A 16,216-nucleotide genomic window follows, 5' to 3' on the forward strand; every position below is an offset into this window, starting at 1 on the left:
CGTTAACGCGAGGGCATTATTGCGCTTTTTGCGGCTGTTGCGCTTTCCAGGCCTGGAATTCCTTCCATTCGGCGCGGCGCTGTTCCTGCTGCTTGACGATCTCGTCGAATTTCTTCTGCTGGTCTGGCTTGAGCAGCGCACGGATATCCGCCTGGGTTTTCTGCTTGCCGGCGGCGATTTCGTCCTGCATGGCCTTCTGGTCAGCAGCCGGGAGCTTGTCCAGGTACTTTCTGGTCAGGTCCTTGCGAGCGTGCCATTGGTCGCCCATCAGTTTGCCGATCTGCTGGCGCTGTTCCTTGCTCAGGTCCAGTTGGCTGAAGGGGCCGCCTTTGCCACGCGGACCGTGTTCGCCGTCGTGACCCGGGCCACCCATCATATGGCCTTCGGGGCCGCCCATCGGGCCTGGGCCTTCGGGCATTGCCGCCATGGCAACGGTCGGCAGGGCAGCGGCGAACATCAAAGCGATAAGGGTCTTGCGCATGGTGATTCTCCTGTCTCTATTCCGGTGAGTCCGGATGTGAGTAGATTACGGAGATCAAGGTCAGCCGCCGTCAGGAGAGGGTAAAGGTTTGGTAAGGGGAAGGCGGCAGCTGATAGCTGCTTCAAAGGCTGTAATAGTAGCCCCGACTGCGCAACGCCACGATGCGTGGTCGGCCGTCCGGGTGCGGGCCGATCTTTTTGCGCAGGTTGCTCACGTGCATGTCCAGGCTGCGATCGTAAAGGGTCAGTTTGCGGCCCAGGGCGATCTGCGCCAGTTCCTGTTTGTCCAAGGGCTCGCCGGGCTGGCGTAGCAAGGCTTCCAGCAGGCGGCTTTCGGAGACGGTGAGGGAAAATTCCTGTTCATCGATGCTGACCACGCCGCGCACCGGGCTGAAACACAGGTCGCCCAATTCGAGCTGGGTGGACACGGCGGCCGGGTGGCTGCGGCGCAGCACGGCGCGCAGGCGTGCGGTGAGCTCGCGTGGGTCGCAGGGCTTGGCCAGGTAATCGTCGGCACCCAGTTCCAGGCCGAGAATGCGGTCCAGTGGTTCGCCGCGCGCCGACAGCATCAGCACCGGCAGCTCCGGGTGGTCGTTGCGTAATTGCTTGAGCAGTTCCAGGCCGCTGCCGTCGGGCAGCATCACGTCGAGCACCACTGCGGCCGGGGCACTGTCGGCCAAGGCTTTGCGGGCGCTCAAACCGTCATGGCAGGCGCGTACGTGGAAGCCTTCCTGGCTCAACCAACTGGTCAGCAGCTCGCAGAGCTCCTGGTCATCATCTATCAGTAACAGCTCGCTCATGACTCACTCAATTTAGCCATTGTCGACGGCGACGGTGCCCACCGCTGGCGAAGATCCCGCACAGCAAGGCGATCAGCGCCACGGCCCCACCGGTGACGAACCATTGTTGCTGCTCGGTCAGCCATCGGGTCAAGGCGCCGCCCTGTGTTTCTTTGAGTTGCTGGGCCAGGCGTTGGTTCTCTTGGCGAAGGCGACTCAGTTGGGCGCTTTCGCGGGTAGCATCTACGTTTTGCAGTTGCTTGCTCAATTCTTCACGCTGGCGTTCGCTCTCTTTCAACCGCTGCTGCAACTCGGTGATCTGGGCGCCGGCACTCAAGGACAGAGGCGTGGAACTGCCGGTGTTCGAGGTTTCTTCAGCGTGGGCCGTAGCCCCGATCATTACCACTGCCAACAGACACAACTGACGTAAGCGCATCGGAACTCCTGATTCCACACGAATATTCAGAACGTTGTCGGCAGGTTACCGAGAATAATGAGCAATTAGGAGCGCGCCGAACCGATTAGGTTCGGCGTGGCCGTTATCAAGGCAGGACTTGCTTGAACGGCTTGATCACGACGTCGGCGTAAACGCCGGCAGCTACATAAGGATCAGCCTTGGCCCAGGCCTGGGCATCGGCCAGGGAGGCAAACTCGGCGACGATCAGGCTACCGGTGAAACCGGCGTCGCCTGGGTCGTTGCTGTCTACCGCAGGGTGTGGACCCGCCAGCACGATACGCCCTTCGGCCTGCAACTGCTTGAGGCGCTCGACATGGGCCGGGCGCACGCTCAGGCGTTTTTCCAGCGAGTCGGCAACGTCGGTGGCAATGATGGCGTAGAGCATGTCAATCCTCGGTTTTCGGGGTGGTAGGGGCGACGTCATGCAGGTGGCGCGACAGGTAGATACCCTGGCCGACCAGGAACAGCACGGTCATGGCCAGGCTGCCGAAGACCTTGAAGTCGACCCAGTAGTCCTGGAAGGTAAAGGCCACGAACAGGTTGGCGGCGCCGCAGAACAGGAAGAACACGATCCACGCAACGTTCAGGCGTGTCCACACCGGATCCGGCAGGGTCAGCGCGTGGCCCATGATCCGCTTGATCAACAGGCGGTCACCGATGAAGTGGCTGCCGATAAACACCAGGGCGAACAGCCAGTTCACCACCGGCGCTTTCCATTTGAGGAAGGTTTCGCTGTGGAAGGCCAGGGTCAGGCCGCCGAATACCAGGCATGCGACCAGGGTGAGCCATTGGCTTTTTTCCAGCTTGCGCTGGGAGATGAAAATGGCGCCGTAGACGACGATAGAGCTGATGATCAGTACGGCGGTGGCGCTGTAGATGCCCCCGAACGAGAACGCATGACCGGCGATTTCGATGACCCTGGGGTCGAGCTTGGTAACGATGAAAAACAGCAACAGCGGGATGAAGTCGATGAATTGTTTCACAGTAAGAGCCAGAAGCTGGATGTGGCGGCATAATAACAAACATCCTTGGTAGCGAAAGCGCCAGCTGACTTGAGGTTACACATCCCCGTGAATGTTGATTTGCACTGCCACAGCACGGCCTCCGACGGCGCCCTGGCGCCTGCGTTACTGGTTGCGCGTGCGTTTGAAAAAGGCGTGCGAGTCCTGGCGTTGACCGACCACGACACCCTCGAAGGCCTCGACGAAGCCCGCGAAGCCGCGCATGCGTTGGGCATGCAGCTGGTCAACGGTGTGGAGTTGTCCTGCACCTGGGGTGGCGCCACCATTCATGTACTCGGCTACGGCTTTGATCAAAAAGCCCCGCCTTTGGTCGCCGCCATTGCCCAGTTGCACGATGGCCGCTGGCTGCGGTCCGAAGAAATAAGCCGCAAGCTCGGCCTTAAAGGCATGTCCGGTGCCCTGGAAGGCGCCCGCGCCATCCAGCAGGAACTGGGTGACAGCGGCAACGCACCCGCGCGGCCGCACTTTGCCGACTGGATGGTACGTGAAGGTTTTGTAAAGGACCGCGCCGAAGCGTTCCGCAAATGGCTGGGCGCCGGCAAGTTGGGTGATGTGAAGCAACACTGGCCGACCCTGGAGGACACCGTCGAGACCCTGCGGGCCTCCGGGGCCTGGGTCAGCCTGGCCCATCCCTGGCACTACGATTTCACCCGCAGCAAGCGCCGCAAGCTGATTGCCGACTATATTGGAGCGGGCGGCCACGCAATCGAAGTGGTCAACGGGCATCAACCCGCCGAGCAGGTCGGCAGCCTGGCGATTCTTGCCCGCGAATTTGGTCTGCTGGTCAGTGCCGGCAGTGATTTTCATGGCCCAGGCGGCTGGTCCGAGATCGGCGAGTATCGCCCCGTCCCGGAAGATTTGCCGCTCTTGTGGGGGCGATTCAAGCATGACCCCATTATTGCCACCGTCTGAACAGGTAGAACACGTGAGTCAATTCTTCCAGATTCATCCGGAAAACCCCCAGGCGCGCCTGATCAAACAGGCCGTCGAGATCATCCGCGCCGGCGGCGTGGTGATCTACCCAACCGATTCGTCCTACGCCATTGGTTGCCAGATCGGCGACAAGGGCGCGGTCGAGCGGGTAAGACGCCTGCGCCAGTTGGACGACAAGCACAACTTCGCACTGATCTGCAGTGACCTGTCCCAGTTGGGGCTGTTCGCCAAGGTCGACACCGGCACCTTCCGCCTGCTCAAGGCTCACACGCCGGGGCCCTACACCTTTATTCTGAATGCCACCCGCGAAGTGCCGCGCCTGCTGCTGCACCCGAAGAAGCGCACCATTGGCCTGCGGGTGCCAGAGCATCCCATTGCCCTGGCGCTGCTTGAAGAACTGGGTGAGCCGTTGATGAGCGTGTCGTTGATCATGCCCGGCGACACCCATCCCCTGGAAGATCCGTATGAAATGCGTCAGCTCCTGGAAAAGCAGGTGGACCTGATCATCGACGGCGGTTTCGGCGGCGGCAAAGCTTCCACCGTGATCAACCTGGCCGACGGCGAACCCGAAGTGATCCGCGTGGGTTGCGGCGACCCGGCGCCGTTCATGGTCGAGGCCTGAATGTCAGCCGTGGAAACCGTCGACAGCCAGGCGGGCGCCCAGCAGGAACTGCCGTTTGCCATCGTGTACGGCCAGGCGGTCATGGAAATGCCCCTGGATCTGTACATTCCGCCGGACGCGCTGGAAGTCTTCCTGGAGGCTTTCGAAGGCCCGCTGGATTTGCTGCTGTATTTGATCCGCAAGCAGAACATCAACATCCTCGATATTCCGGTGGCGGAAATCACGCGCCAGTACATGGGCTATGTGGAGCTGATGCAGTCGGTGCGCCTGGAGCTGGCCGCCGAGTACCTGGTGATGGCTGCCATGCTCGCCGAGATCAAGTCGCGCATGCTGCTGCCGCGCTCGGAGACGGTGGAGGCCGAAGAAGACGACCCACGCGCTGAACTGATCCGACGCCTGCAGGAGTACGAACGCTTCAAGGCCGCCGCCGAAGGCATCGATGGCCTGAGCCGGGTGGGCCGCGACGTGGTGGTGCCCAAGCTGGATGCCCCCGAGGCCCGTGCGCGCAAACTGTTGCCGGACGTGAGCCTGGAAGAATTGCTGATGTCCATGGCCGAGGTGCTGCGCCGGGGCGATATGTTTGAAAGTCACCAGGTCAGCCGCGAGGCGCTGTCCACCCGCGAGCGCATGAGCGACGTGCTGGAGCGCCTCAAGGGCGGCGGCTTCGTGCCGTTTGTCGAGCTGTTCACCACCGAAGAAGGGCGCCTGGGGGTGGTGGTGACGTTTATGGCGATCCTCGAACTGGTCAAGGAGTCGTTGGTCGAGCTGGTCCAGAATGAGCCTTTTGCGGCTATCCACGTGCGGGCGCGAGCCGAATAAAGAGCTGAATCGATGAATCTGACTGAACCCCGCGAACTGGCACCGCTGCTGGAAGCTTTCCTACTGGCGTCGGGCAAACCGCAATCCCTGGAGCGTTTGTTCGAGCTCTTTGAAGAGGCCGAACGTCCCGAGCCGCCGGTGTTCAAGAAGGCGCTGGAGATTCTGCGCAAATCCTGCGACGGCCGTGCTTTTGAATTACGCGAAGTGGCGTCGGGTTATCGCCTGCAGATTCGTGAGAAATTTTCCCCTTGGGTCGGACGCCTGTGGGAAGAGCGCCCCCAGCGTTATTCTCGGGCGATGCTGGAGACCATGGCGCTGATCGCCTATCGCCAGCCGATCACCCGGGGTGAGATCGAGGACGTGCGGGGCGTGGCGGTCAACAGCCATATCGTCAAGACGTTGCTGGAGCGCGAGTGGATCCGCATCGTCGGTTACCGTGACGTGCCCGGCAAACCGGCGATGTTTGCAACCACCAAGGTGTTCCTCGACCATTTCAACCTGAAAAACCTCGACGACTTGCCGCCGCTGGCCGAATTGCGCGAAATGGAAGCGGAGCCGGTGCTCGACTTCGACGATGCCCCGGTGCCGGCCAGCCTGCAGGAGCTCGCCGATGCGACAGCAGAGCCGGAAGAACCGAAGGACGAAACCAGCTTCCACACCTTGCTGCTGGAACTGGACGACATGGAGCAGGGCATCAAGACCGACTTTGATGACTTGCTGCGCGATGGTGCGACTGAGGCAGAACCCCAGGAAACCGTTGACCCTGAACCTGAGCCCGAACCTGAAGAAGACATCCTCGGCGTCGCCGAAGCCCGTGAAAAACTCCTGGCCGCCGTCGCCGCCCTCGAACAGCCGCCGCTGAGCGACGAAGAAGACGAAGCCCGGGCCCTGGCCGAAGCTATCGAGGCCGAGCGTCGCCAGTTCGAAGATTGACCCGGATCCCACATGGCCCACCGGTCGGCGGAAAAACCGATTGCCGGCCACTAATCGACTAGTCTCTGATGCGCAACGCGCGCCATGCGCGTATGATTCGCGACCCTTTGCCGAGCTATTCGGCCAAAGCCCCGCTTTCAACACTCTTCAGGCCACGCCTGAATCGACCCACCGGGAGGTGCTTAAGATGAACGACAAAGACCAGAACGACAGCCAGGAAATCGGCCCAGCAGGCGAAAAACTGCAAAAGGTGCTGGCGCGTATCGGCGTGGGCTCGCGCCGCGACGTCGAAGCCTGGATCACCCAGAAGCGCATCAAGGTCAACGGCGTCGAGGCTACCCTCGGCCAGCGCGTCGACCTGCACGACGCAATCACCATCGATGGCAAGGTCATCAAGCGTGAAGAGGCCGCCGAATCGGTGCGCCGCGTGATCATGTACAACAAGCCCGATGGCGAGATCTGCACCCGCGACGACCCGGAAGGCCGTCCGACCGTGTTCGACAAGATGCCCAAGCCCAAAGAAGGCCGCTGGATCAACATCGGTCGCCTGGATATCAACACCACTGGCTTGCTGATGTTCACCACCGACGGTGAATTGGCCAACCGCCTGATGCACCCGTCCTACGAGATGGACCGCGAGTACGCCGTGCGTGTACGCGGCGAAGTCGACGACGAGATGATCGAGCGCCTCAAGGCGGGCGTGGTGCTGGAAGACGGCCCGGCCAAGTTCACCGACATCAAGCAGGCGCCAGGTGGTGAAGGTTTCAACCACTGGTACCACTGCGTGGTGATGGAAGGCCGTAACCGTGAAGTGCGTCGCCTGTGGGAATCCCAGGGCCTGGTGGTCAGCCGCCTGAAGCGCGTGCGTTTCGGCCCGGTATTCCTCAACTCCGACCTGCCGATGGGCCGCTGGCGCGAAATGAGCCAGTACGAAGTCGACATCCTCAGTGCCGAAGTCGGCCTGACGCCGGTGGCGATGCCGCAGATGAACGCCAAGAGCAAAGACAAGCTTGAGCGTATGCAGCGTAAATCGTCGCGCCCGGTGGCGCGCACCGAGCGGGTTGCCCGCACCCTGCGCCCGGCGTTGAATGCTCCGGCGACCGGCGGTCGTATTTCCCGTGAGCCGCAGATCGAAGGTGAGCGCCGCCCAACCGCGCCGTCGCGTCAGGAAGGCGAGCGTGCGCCACGTGCGCCGCGTCCTGCCCCATCGGGTGGCCGCAGCAACCGGGGTGAAGCGGATCGCCCGGCCGACAACGCCAGCACCAAGCGTCCAGCCAAGCCTGCCGCTAACAAGCGTCCCGGCCCGAAACTGGTCGCGGACGAGCCGTCTGGCAAGCGCCGTGGCGCACCGGCCGGTTCTGGCCAGCGTCCTGGTTTTGGTCGCAAGAAGCCGCAGTGATGTTTTAATTGCTGCACAAAAACGCCAACCCTCGGGTTGGCGTTTTTTTTAATCTGAATTTGAAATGCATTCAACTGTGGGAGGGGGCTTGCCCCCGATAGCGTTGGTTCAGCCAAGGCATGTGCAAACTGACACACTGCCATCGGGGGCAAGCCCCCTCCCACATTCAGATTTTCAGCGTTAGTTAACGCTTTGCTCAGAACGCAAAGGCCCCATCAAACACCGGCTTGTCATCCAGCGCCAACACCCCACTGGCAAAGATCAGATCCAGATGATGGCTGCCTTTCTGCCCACCGCCCAGTCCCAGGTGCAACCCGCAATGGCGCTCCTCGAACCCGGCGTTGCGCGCATACAGATCCTTCACCCCTTCATTGGTACCAATCCCCAACTCTTCCACACGCCGGTTCGACGGGTTGGCATTCAGGTACTTGTTGAAATCATCGGCCAACCCCGGCACTTCACTGGCCACGCTGCAGATGGTCGAGTTCTCGATCCACAACTCCAGCGGCGATTGCAGCACACCATATTTGCGCGCAAACGGGATGGTGCTGAGAAAGGTGCCGACAAACCGCACCTGACCATTGATAGCCTCACTGTGGGTGGCGATCTCGCCCGGGGCCAGGTCGTGATTGCCGACTCCGTTGATATTGGTCCACTTCTTGATGCTGCTCATTGGCGCTTCCAGCCGTGAGCCATGTTTGTCGGTAAAGCTCAGCACGTTGGCCTGGGACATGCGCCGGATCAGCGTGGCATTGAGGTCGGCAATGCGTTGGGGCTCGACGCTGAAGGTGTCATAGAAATAGTCGCCATAATCCTTGAACAGCAGGGATTTTTTCCAGTGTTCGGCCATCACGCCTTGCAGGGCACGGATAAAGTCCGGGCCTTCGGCGCGAGGGTTGGGCAAGGTGGAGGAGTCGTAGAGAAACAGGTACAGGTCGCAGGCTTCGATGGCCTGGGCCAGGGTGTCGCTGGCGGCCAGGTCCAGGCGCTGCACCTGGAAGTTGAAAGGGGCGGCGCTGCCCTGGGTGATCGTCTGGGCGATGGCGTCGTAGCGCTCGGTATGGCCCAGCAGCACGGTGGGGCGGCTCAGGCCATTGAGGGCCGGGTGGTGCGCGAGGTAGTAGAGAAAATGTTCGACGGCGCGGGCCTTGTCCATGACGTGCGTCCTTCTGTGCCTTGGGTAAGGGAGCAGGTGCCGTGCACGGCACCTGCCGGGAGCGTGCCGGTTTTTAGAAGGGCCACATCGCTGTGCCAAATGGCACAACAGCGTCGGCTTGCATCATTTCTACGGCGGCCTCATGGGTCGGCGCTTCAAACCAGTCGTCGAGTTGCAGTTCGGTTTCCAGGTCGTTTTCCAGTGCTTGCATGGTGTATCTCCTAGAGGACGGTGTTTGAGAACGGCTTGCCAACGGGCTTCGCGGGCAAGTGCAAAGAACCTAGGAGAGAGTGTTTCAAAATGCAAAATTTTTATTGACACGGTTTCATTTGGATTTTTTGTTCTGTTTTTGGTGTTTGATTGTTTCTTGAGGAAAAACAGACAACTGGCAGCGCTGAATTGCAGGAAATTTCTGACCGTCATTTTTTATTCAGATCACGGCTGTAACGTGAATTTTCCATGCTGTAACGATTAATTTACGCGTAAATGGCGACATTATTGGTTGATCTTGCGCTGTAAGGATTACCTGACAGATCGTCGCACACGCTTTTGGCGGGCGGCCCCAAGCGGTCGAGCGGTGTACAATGCGCCGCGTTTTACTGTGACCCCCTTGCGTAACCACGCTAAAGGCCAAGACCTCAGGGTGTACCCACCCTGATCACTCCGCCTGGCCACGAGCCGGACGGGTTCGATTTCGTCACAGATAAAAACAAACAGGTGACGCATGACCGTTAGAAAGACGCTGTACTCCTGGTGCCTGCGCTGGGGTTTGAGCGGCGCTGCTTGAGTCGGTAATTCAAGGCAGCAACCTGCAATCAATCTTCTCAAACCTTGCGTGAGACCCTTTTCATGAGTGGACCCCATTCCTCTTCAGGCGAGCTGAAACGCGGCCTGAAAAACCGACATATCCAGTTGATCGCCCTCGGTGGCGCCATCGGCACCGGCCTGTTCCTCGGCTCGGCCGGGGTGCTCAAATCAGCCGGGCCGTCGATGATCCTGGGTTATGCCATCTGCGGCTTCATTGCCTTCATGATCATGCGCCAGCTCGGCGAAATGATCGTCGAAGAGCCGGTTGCCGGTTCCTTCAGCCACTTTGCCCACAAGTACTGGGGCGGTTTCGCCGGCTTCCTGTCGGGCTGGAACTGCTGGATTTTGTACATCCTGGTGGGTATGTCGGAGCTGACGGCCGTCGGCAAATACGTGCATTACTGGTGGCCGGAGATTCCGACCTGGGTTTCGGCCGCGGCGTTCTTCGTGCTGATCAACCTGATCAACCTGGCCAACGTCAAAGTGTTCGGTGAGGCCGAGTTCTGGTTCGCGATCATCAAGGTGGTGGCCATCGTCGGCATGATCGCCCTGGGCAGCTATTTGCTGGTCAGCGGCAGCGGCGGGCCGCAGGCGTCGGTCAGCAACCTGTGGGAACACGGTGGCTTCTTTCCCCACGGCGTCGGCGGATTGGTGATGGCCATGGCGATCATCATGTTCTCCTTCGGCGGCCTGGAAATGCTCGGTTTCACTGCTGCTGAGGCGGACAAGCCGCGCACCGTGATCCCGAAGGCGATCAACCAGGTGATCTACCGCATCCTGATTTTCTACATCGGTGCCCTGGTGGTGCTGTTGTCGCTGACGCCATGGGACAGCCTGCTTGAAACCCTCAACGCCTCTGGCGACGCCTACAGTGGCAGCCCGTTCGTGCAGGTGTTCTCAATGCTGGGCAGCAACACCGCCGCGCATATCCTCAACTTTGTGGTCCTGACGGCGGCGCTGTCGGTGTACAACAGCGGCACTTACTGCAACAGCCGCATGTTGCTGGGCATGGCCGAGCAGGGCGATGCGCCCAAGGCATTGGCCAAGATCGACAAGCGCGGCGTGCCGGTGCGTTCCATCCTCGCCTCGGCGGCGATCACCCTGGTGGCGGTGTTGATGAACTACCTGATTCCGCAGCACGCGCTGGAACTGCTGATGTCCCTGGTGGTGGCCACGTTGGTGATCAACTGGGCGATGATCAGCTTCTCCCACTTCAAGTTCCGCCAGCACATGAACCGCACTGGCCAGGTGCCGCTGTTCAAGGCGTTGTGGTATCCCTACGGCAACTTCGTGTGCCTGGCGTTCGTGGTGTTCATCCTGGTGATCATGCTGATGATTCCGGGGATCCAGGTGTCGGTGTATGCGATTCCGGTGTGGGTGGCGTTTATGGCGGTGTGTTACGCAATCAAGAACAAACGCAGTGCGCAGCGAGCCTTGGATGCGGCAGTGCCAGCGGTCAAGTAAGCGTAAAGTGTGATCAAGCAAACCCGGCCATGTGCCGGGTTTGTTGCTTGGAGGGATGGCGGAGGGCGCATTCGCGTATCCTTGGGCTTCCCCCCTTTAGAGGTGCCTGCTGCTCATGCTGGTGATTTCCACCAACGTCCACCTGCCCGACGCCGAGATCGAGCTGACCGCCATCCGCGCCCAAGGCGCTGGTGGGCAGAACGTCAACAAGGTGTCGAGTGCGGTGCACCTGCGCTTTGATATTCCCGCATCGTCGCTGCCGGACTTCTACAAGGAACGGTTGCTGGCGCTGCGCGACAGTCGCATCACCAGTGAAGGCGTGCTGGTGCTCAAGGCGCAACAATACCGGACCCAGGAGCAGAACCGCGCGGATGCGCTGGAGCGCCTGGTGGAGTTGATCCTCAGCGCTACCAAGGTGGAGAAGAAGCGCCGCCCGACCAAGCCGACCCTGGGCTCGAAAAAACGTCGCCTCGAATCCAAGACCAAGCGCGGCAGCATCAAGGCCGGGCGTGGCAAGGTCGACTTTTAGTCGCCGCGTGCCTCACGGGCTTTCGGCGCTTGTCGGTACAGGTAAACACTGAGCAGCAAGCCACCCAAGGCGGCGAGGGCGGCGAACAGGAAGATCGACGCAAAGCCAAACCCCGCCGCCACGGCCCCGGCGAGCGGGCCGGTGATGCCCAGCGACAGGTCGATGAACAGCGAGTAAGCGCCCACCGCCGAGCCTCGGCTGGACGCCGGCACCAGGTTGACCGCTTCCACGCCCAAGGCCGGAAACACCAGGGAAAAGCCAAACCCGCTCAACGCCGCACCGGCCAGGGCCAAACTGGCATCCGGCGCGAGCCACAACAACAGCAGGCCAAAGATTTCTACTGACAGGCAGGCAATCGCCACGCGAAACCCGCCGATCCGGTTGATCAGGTTGCCGAACAACAGCCGTGCGCCGATAAAGCTGGCGCCGAACAAGCTCAAGGCCCACACCGCGTTATCCCAGTGCTGGGTGGTGTAGTACAGGGTGATGAAGGTCGCGATGGTGCCAAATCCAATCGAGCCCAGTGCCAGCGCGCAGCCGTGGGGCAAGACCCGGCCCAGTACATTCATGAACGGCAGGCGTACACCGGCCACAATCGGTGCGGCGACCTTGTTCCAGGCCAACAGCAGGCCGACGATGGCCAGCAGGATGATGCTGACCCCCATGCTCCACAGCCCGAAACTCTTCACCAACACGACGCCCAATGGAGCACCGACCGCCAGCGCGCCGTAGCTGGCGATGCCGTTCCAGGAAATAACCTTGGCGGTGTTCTGCGCGCCGACCCGGCCGATGCCCCAGCCGATGGCACCCGAGCCCACCAGGCTTTCCGCGCTGCCCAGCACCAGGCGGCCGATCAACAGGCTGCCCAGGCTCAAGGCTGGCAGGCTGGAGAACCACGCAGCGAGCAGCATGAACACGCCGCTCAGGCCACAGCCGACCAGGCCGATCAGCACGGCGCGTTTGCTGCCCAGGTTGTCGATGATCTTGCCCGCGTACGGGCGGCTCAGCAGGGTGGCCAGGTATTGCACGCTGATCACCAGGCCGGCAATCACTGCACCGTAGCCCAGTTCACTGTGGACATAGCCCGGCAACACGGCCAGGGGAATACCGATATTCAGGTAGCCGATGAAGGTGAACAAGACGATGGAAACAACTTGCAGCGTGACCGCCATGGGGCGCTGGATATCGGGCATGGGAGAGGTCCACTGTCGCAGCAGGTAAAGATAGGCTGCTAATGATACCGGTGGTTTGCTTCGCGCAGGGCGCTAAAACACAAAAACCTCGGATCAAAAAGACGTCAGGCGCGCGCAGGGGCCAGCAGTTGGGTGGTGACCAGGGCGGCCAGCGCGTTTTCCTGGGTGCCGAAACGCTTGAGCAGTACGGCCTGTTTCTCCGCGCTGAGGCGGTTCCACACCTCGACCATCTGCAGGGCAGCGTCGAGTACGGCGGTATCCGGGGTGTCGGGGAGGGTATCGGTCATGATGGGCGTCTCGATTGATTCAGGCAGTGTGGAAAGCGCTCAACGTTGCGCTTTCCACACGGTCTGTTACGGCGTCAGTCCTGGCTTTTGCTGTCGACTGGTTTGGCTTCTTTGGCCTCAGGCTGTTTGTCGCTGGCCTGCTGCGGTGTTGGCTGCTCTGTAGGGTGCAGGCTTGGGAAGGGGAGATTAGGTATCTCGTGCATCGTCGTCGCTCCTCGCAAGGTCTGTTTTTTCAATCGCAGGTGATTCCGCGCTCTCAAAAAGCCTTGGCAGGATACAGCACCGCAAATGACAAAAAGATTTTTATGTCGCCGGATGGATGAACTTTCATCGTTTAAACGGTCGTTCGGCTAGAACGGCACCTTGCCCAGAATCATGTCGCGGTACATCACAAAGTCTCCCAGCAGGCTATAAAACGGGTGCTGAAAGGTCGCCGGGCGGTTCTTTTCGAAGAAGAAGTGGCCGATCCAGGCAAAGCTGTAGCCGGCAATCGGCAAGGCGATCAGCAAGCCCAACGAACCCCGGCCGATGGCATACGCCAGAATGCCGATCACCAGCGTGGTACCGATGAAATGCAGGCGCCGGCAGGTACTGTTGGCGTGCTCGGCCAGGTAATAGGGGTAGAACTCAGCAAAGCTATTGAATCGCTTGACGTTTTCCACAGTGGCCGGCCCTTTGGTGGTTATGCCGCCCAACAGATGTTCGGCGGGGAGCTTATTTGAGTCTAGAGTGATCAGTAGTAACAGCCAGTGACAATAGATGCCACTTTAGTATCCTTGGCTTCCTGGCTGTCGTTTGAGCCTGCTTTATTAAGAAGACGCCATGAGCGAACGAACAACTTCTGCAAGCTGGGCGATGGGGATAGTCAAGGCATTGGAAATGGACGGCCTGGATTGCCGCGCCTTGTTCAAGCAACTGGGCCTGGACTACGCCGCCCTGAATGATCCCGATGCGCGGTTCCCGCAGGATTGCATGACCCGCCTATGGCAGCGCGCGGTAGAGCTGTCGGGCAACCCGGCGATTGGCCTGAACATGGGCAAGGTGGTGCGCCCGGCGTCGTTTCATGTGGCGGGCTATGCGCTGATGTCCAGCAACACCCTCGCCGAGGGTTTTATGCGCCTGGTGCGTTACCAGCGCATCATCGCTGAAAGTGCCGACCTGAGTTTCCGACTGATCCCCGAAGGGTATGCGCTGATTCTGACGGTGCATGGCGATCACCTGCCGCCAACCCGGCAAAGCGCCGAAGCCTCGCTGGCCAGTGCCCTGGCGCTGTGTGGCTGGCTCACCGGCCGCACCCTGCAGCCGCGCAAGGTGGTGCTGCAAGGTGATCAGCCGGCGGACCTGGCACCCTACAAACAAGCCTTCCACGCACCCCTGGAGTTCAACGCACCCTACGACGCGTTGATTTTCGAGCGGGCCGACATGGAAGCGCCGCTGCCCACGGCCAACGAGGCCATGGCGCTGTTGCATGATCGATTTGCCGGTGAATACCTGGCGCGTTTCTCGGAAAGCCGCGTGACCCATAAGGCGCGGCAAGTGCTGTGCCGGCTGTTGCCCCAGGGCGAGCCCAAGCGTGAAGTGGTGGCCCAGACGTTGCACCTGTCACAACGCACCTTGCAGCGGCGGCTACAGGAGGAGGGCACCAGCTTCCAGACCCTGCTCGACGACACCCGTCGCGAACTCGCCGAGCAATACCTGGCGCAGCCGAGCATGACCTTGCTGGAAATCGCCTACCTGCTGGGGTTCGCCGACCCGAGTAACTTCTTCCGTGCGTTTCGTCGCTGGTTCGATGCCACGCCCGGCGAATACCGGGCGCGGTTGTTGGAAACCTCGGCTGTCAGTGACGCCAAAAGGCCGGAATACACAGAACAAAGACCGTAATGATCTCCAGTCGGCCGAGCAGCATGCCCAATGACAGGATCCATTTGGCCGCATCCGGCAGGCTGGCGAAGTTACCCGCCGGGCCGATGGTTTCCCCCAGCCCCGGGCCGACACCGGATACGGTACTGGCGGCGCCGGTCAAGGCGGTCATCCAGTCCAGGCCCAGCAGCGACAAGGCCAGGGCGATGGCGCAGATGGTGATGGCGAAGAAGAACGAAAACGTCAGGATCGAACGCACGATCTCTTCATCCAGGCGGTGGCCGTTGTACTTCTGCTTGATCACCGCGCGCGGGTGAATCAGCTGGTTCAAGTTGGCCTTGAGCAGGATGTAGGCGACCTGGAAACGGAAGATCTTGATCCCGCCGGCTGTCGAGCCCGAGCAACCACCAATAAACCCCAGGTAGAAGAACAGCATCAGTGAGAAGTTGCCCCACAGGCTGTAGTCCCCCAACGCGAAACCGGTGGTGGTGACCACCGAGGTCACGTTCAGCGCCACATGGCGCAGGGCATCGAGCCAATGCAGGTTGGTGGTCCACCAGTACCAGGTGCCGAGCACCAGCCAGGTCACGATCAGCAAACCGAGCAAACCTTGTACCTGCTGATCCTTGATCAGTGCCTTGCGGTTGCCGCGCAACGTGGCCACGTAGAGGGTGAACGGCAGGCTGCCGAGAATCATCACCACCACCGCTACCCAGTGCACCGCCGGTTGTTTCCAGTGCGCCAGGGATTCATCCGAGGTGGAGAACCCGCCGGTGGAAATCGCCGACATCGCGTGGTTGATCGCGTCGAACAGGCCCATGCCGGCCCACCAGAACGCCAGGCTGCCAAGGATGGTGATGCCCACGTAGGCGGCCACGATCAGCCGCGCCACCATGTGCGAGCGGGGCATGACTTTTTCCGAGCGGTCCGAAGATTCGGTCTGGAACAGGCGCATACCACCGATGCGCAGCAGCGGCAGGATCGCTACCGCCATGCCGATAAAACCAATACCCCCGAGCCAGTGCAGCAGCGAGCGCCACATCAGGATGCCCGGCGACAGGGTGTCCAGGCCGCTCAACACCGTGGAACCGGTGGCGGTGATGCCGGACATGCTTTCGAAGAAGGAGTCGGTGTAGCTGATGTGCTGGGTCAGCAGAAAGGGCAGCGCGGCGAAGACACACACCACCACCCAACTGGTGACGGTCAGCAGGTACATGTCCCGTGGACGCAGGTGCACATGCTCCGGGCGACCGGGGATCACCAGGGCCAGGCCGGCGAGAAAGGTGATCATGCTGGCCCACAGGAACGAGGGCAGGTCGCTGGTGCGTTCGAAGATCACCAGGGTGGCCATGGGCACGACCATGGCGATCGCGAGAGTGATCAGGAAGATGCCGATGATGAAACCGATGATGCGCAGGGTCGGCAACGCCATGAAATTCACTCGAGATAGGGCAGAGGCGCCATTCTACCTGGGGT

20 protein-coding genes are annotated in these 16,216 nt (G+C 60.9%); 8 read left to right on the plus strand and 12 right to left on the minus strand.

Going from position 1 to position 16,216, the window contains the following annotated elements; translation table 11 throughout:
* Positions 1-16: 16 nt before the first annotated feature.
* The 5 genes from NL123_RS06455 to NL123_RS06475 all read right to left on the minus strand — a co-directional run bounded on the left by NL123_RS06455 (position 17) and on the right by NL123_RS06475 (position 2,699).
* Positions 17-481, minus strand: coding sequence for an LTXXQ domain protein (locus NL123_RS06455; protein ID WP_248484005.1), 465 nt, complete (start codon positions 479-481; stop codon positions 17-19).
* A 121-nt stretch (positions 482-602) separates the two neighbouring features.
* Positions 603-1,280 (minus strand): response regulator transcription factor, encoded by a 678-nt coding sequence (locus NL123_RS06460; RefSeq protein ID WP_494357429.1) that lies wholly within the window; start codon positions 1,278-1,280, stop codon positions 603-605.
* A 7-nt stretch (positions 1,281-1,287) separates the two neighbouring features.
* Entirely contained in the window at positions 1,288-1,695 is a 408-nt protein-coding gene (locus NL123_RS06465) for an SH3 domain-containing protein (protein WP_494357430.1), read from the minus strand.
* A gap of 106 nt (positions 1,696-1,801) precedes the next feature.
* A complete protein-coding gene (locus NL123_RS06470) occupies positions 1,802-2,101 on the minus strand; it encodes a YciI family protein (RefSeq protein WP_071489417.1) in 300 nt (99 codons plus the stop codon).
* A 1-nt stretch (position 2,102) separates the two neighbouring features.
* Complete coding sequence (locus tag NL123_RS06475) at positions 2,103-2,699, minus strand: septation protein A (RefSeq protein ID WP_071489418.1); 597 nt, start codon at positions 2,697-2,699, stop codon at positions 2,103-2,105.
* Positions 2,700-2,786: 87 nt separating this feature from the next.
* On the opposite strand from NL123_RS06475, the gene NL123_RS06480 reads away from it, so the two are divergent.
* From NL123_RS06480 to rluB, 5 genes are all read left to right on the plus strand, one after another.
* Positions 2,787-3,650, plus strand: coding sequence for a PHP domain-containing protein (locus tag NL123_RS06480; protein ID WP_248484001.1), 864 nt, complete (start codon positions 2,787-2,789; stop codon positions 3,648-3,650).
* Between the two features lie 13 nt (positions 3,651-3,663).
* A complete protein-coding gene (locus tag NL123_RS06485; RefSeq protein WP_248483999.1) occupies positions 3,664-4,293 on the plus strand; it encodes an L-threonylcarbamoyladenylate synthase in 630 nt (209 codons plus the stop codon).
* Positions 4,294-5,112, plus strand: a complete 819-nt coding sequence (locus NL123_RS06490) for a segregation and condensation protein A (protein WP_494357431.1) — start codon at positions 4,294-4,296, stop codon at positions 5,110-5,112.
* 12 nt (positions 5,113-5,124) lie between these two features.
* The gene (gene scpB, locus NL123_RS06495) at positions 5,125-6,045 is read left to right on the plus strand and encodes an SMC-Scp complex subunit ScpB (protein WP_248483997.1); all 921 of its coding nucleotides are present in this window, start codon (positions 5,125-5,127) and stop codon (positions 6,043-6,045) included.
* 187 nt (positions 6,046-6,232) lie between these two features.
* Positions 6,233-7,444 carry a 23S rRNA pseudouridine(2605) synthase RluB gene (gene rluB, locus NL123_RS06500; protein ID WP_025858414.1) on the plus strand — a complete coding sequence of 404 codons (1,212 nt, stop codon included), beginning with the start codon at positions 6,233-6,235 and terminating at the stop codon, positions 7,442-7,444.
* Between the two features lie 196 nt (positions 7,445-7,640).
* Here the strand turns inward: rluB and NL123_RS06505 are convergent, their stop codons facing one another.
* The gene (locus NL123_RS06505; protein WP_494357432.1) at positions 7,641-8,600 is read right to left on the minus strand and encodes a CgnE/CgnB domain-containing protein; all 960 of its coding nucleotides are present in this window, start codon (positions 8,598-8,600) and stop codon (positions 7,641-7,643) included.
* A 73-nt stretch (positions 8,601-8,673) separates the two neighbouring features.
* Positions 8,674-8,811 carry a hypothetical protein gene (locus NL123_RS06510; protein WP_003175756.1) on the minus strand — a complete coding sequence of 46 codons (138 nt, stop codon included), beginning with the start codon at positions 8,809-8,811 and terminating at the stop codon, positions 8,674-8,676.
* 638 nt (positions 8,812-9,449) lie between these two features.
* On the opposite strand from NL123_RS06510, the gene NL123_RS06515 reads away from it, so the two are divergent.
* Both NL123_RS06515 and arfB read left to right on the plus strand, forming a co-directional pair.
* Positions 9,450-10,871, plus strand: coding sequence for an amino acid permease (locus tag NL123_RS06515; protein WP_494357433.1), 1,422 nt, complete (start codon positions 9,450-9,452; stop codon positions 10,869-10,871).
* A gap of 115 nt (positions 10,872-10,986) precedes the next feature.
* Positions 10,987-11,400, plus strand: a complete 414-nt coding sequence (gene arfB / locus NL123_RS06520; protein WP_494357434.1) for an alternative ribosome rescue aminoacyl-tRNA hydrolase ArfB — start codon at positions 10,987-10,989, stop codon at positions 11,398-11,400.
* On the opposite strand, the gene NL123_RS06525 is transcribed toward arfB, so the two are convergent.
* From NL123_RS06525 to NL123_RS06540, 4 genes are all read right to left on the minus strand, one after another.
* Positions 11,397-12,593: an MFS transporter gene (locus NL123_RS06525; protein ID WP_248483984.1), complete on the minus strand. Its 1,197-nt coding sequence runs from the start codon at positions 12,591-12,593 to the stop codon at positions 11,397-11,399. The two genes, arfB and NL123_RS06525, sit on opposite strands and share 4 nt — an antisense overlap.
* A gap of 104 nt (positions 12,594-12,697) precedes the next feature.
* Positions 12,698-12,880 (minus strand): hypothetical protein, encoded by a 183-nt coding sequence (locus NL123_RS06530; protein ID WP_248483982.1) that lies wholly within the window; start codon positions 12,878-12,880, stop codon positions 12,698-12,700.
* 74 nt (positions 12,881-12,954) lie between these two features.
* A complete protein-coding gene (locus NL123_RS06535; protein WP_268801941.1) occupies positions 12,955-13,083 on the minus strand; it encodes a hypothetical protein in 129 nt (42 codons plus the stop codon).
* Between the two features lie 147 nt (positions 13,084-13,230).
* Positions 13,231-13,542 carry an Mpo1-like protein gene (locus tag NL123_RS06540; protein WP_248483980.1) on the minus strand — a complete coding sequence of 104 codons (312 nt, stop codon included), beginning with the start codon at positions 13,540-13,542 and terminating at the stop codon, positions 13,231-13,233.
* A 160-nt stretch (positions 13,543-13,702) separates the two neighbouring features.
* On the opposite strand from NL123_RS06540, the gene NL123_RS06545 reads away from it, so the two are divergent.
* Entirely contained in the window at positions 13,703-14,761 is a 1,059-nt protein-coding gene (locus NL123_RS06545) for an AraC family transcriptional regulator (protein ID WP_248483978.1), read from the plus strand.
* On the opposite strand, the gene NL123_RS06550 is transcribed toward NL123_RS06545, so the two are convergent.
* On the minus strand, positions 14,718-16,172 hold the full coding sequence (locus NL123_RS06550; RefSeq protein ID WP_248483976.1) for a TrkH family potassium uptake protein: 1,455 nt from the start codon (positions 16,170-16,172) through the stop codon (positions 14,718-14,720). The genes NL123_RS06545 and NL123_RS06550 overlap by 44 nt on opposite strands.
* Positions 16,173-16,216 lie beyond the last annotated feature (44 nt).

The organism is Pseudomonas sp. FBCC-B1565, from assembly GCF_059133265.1.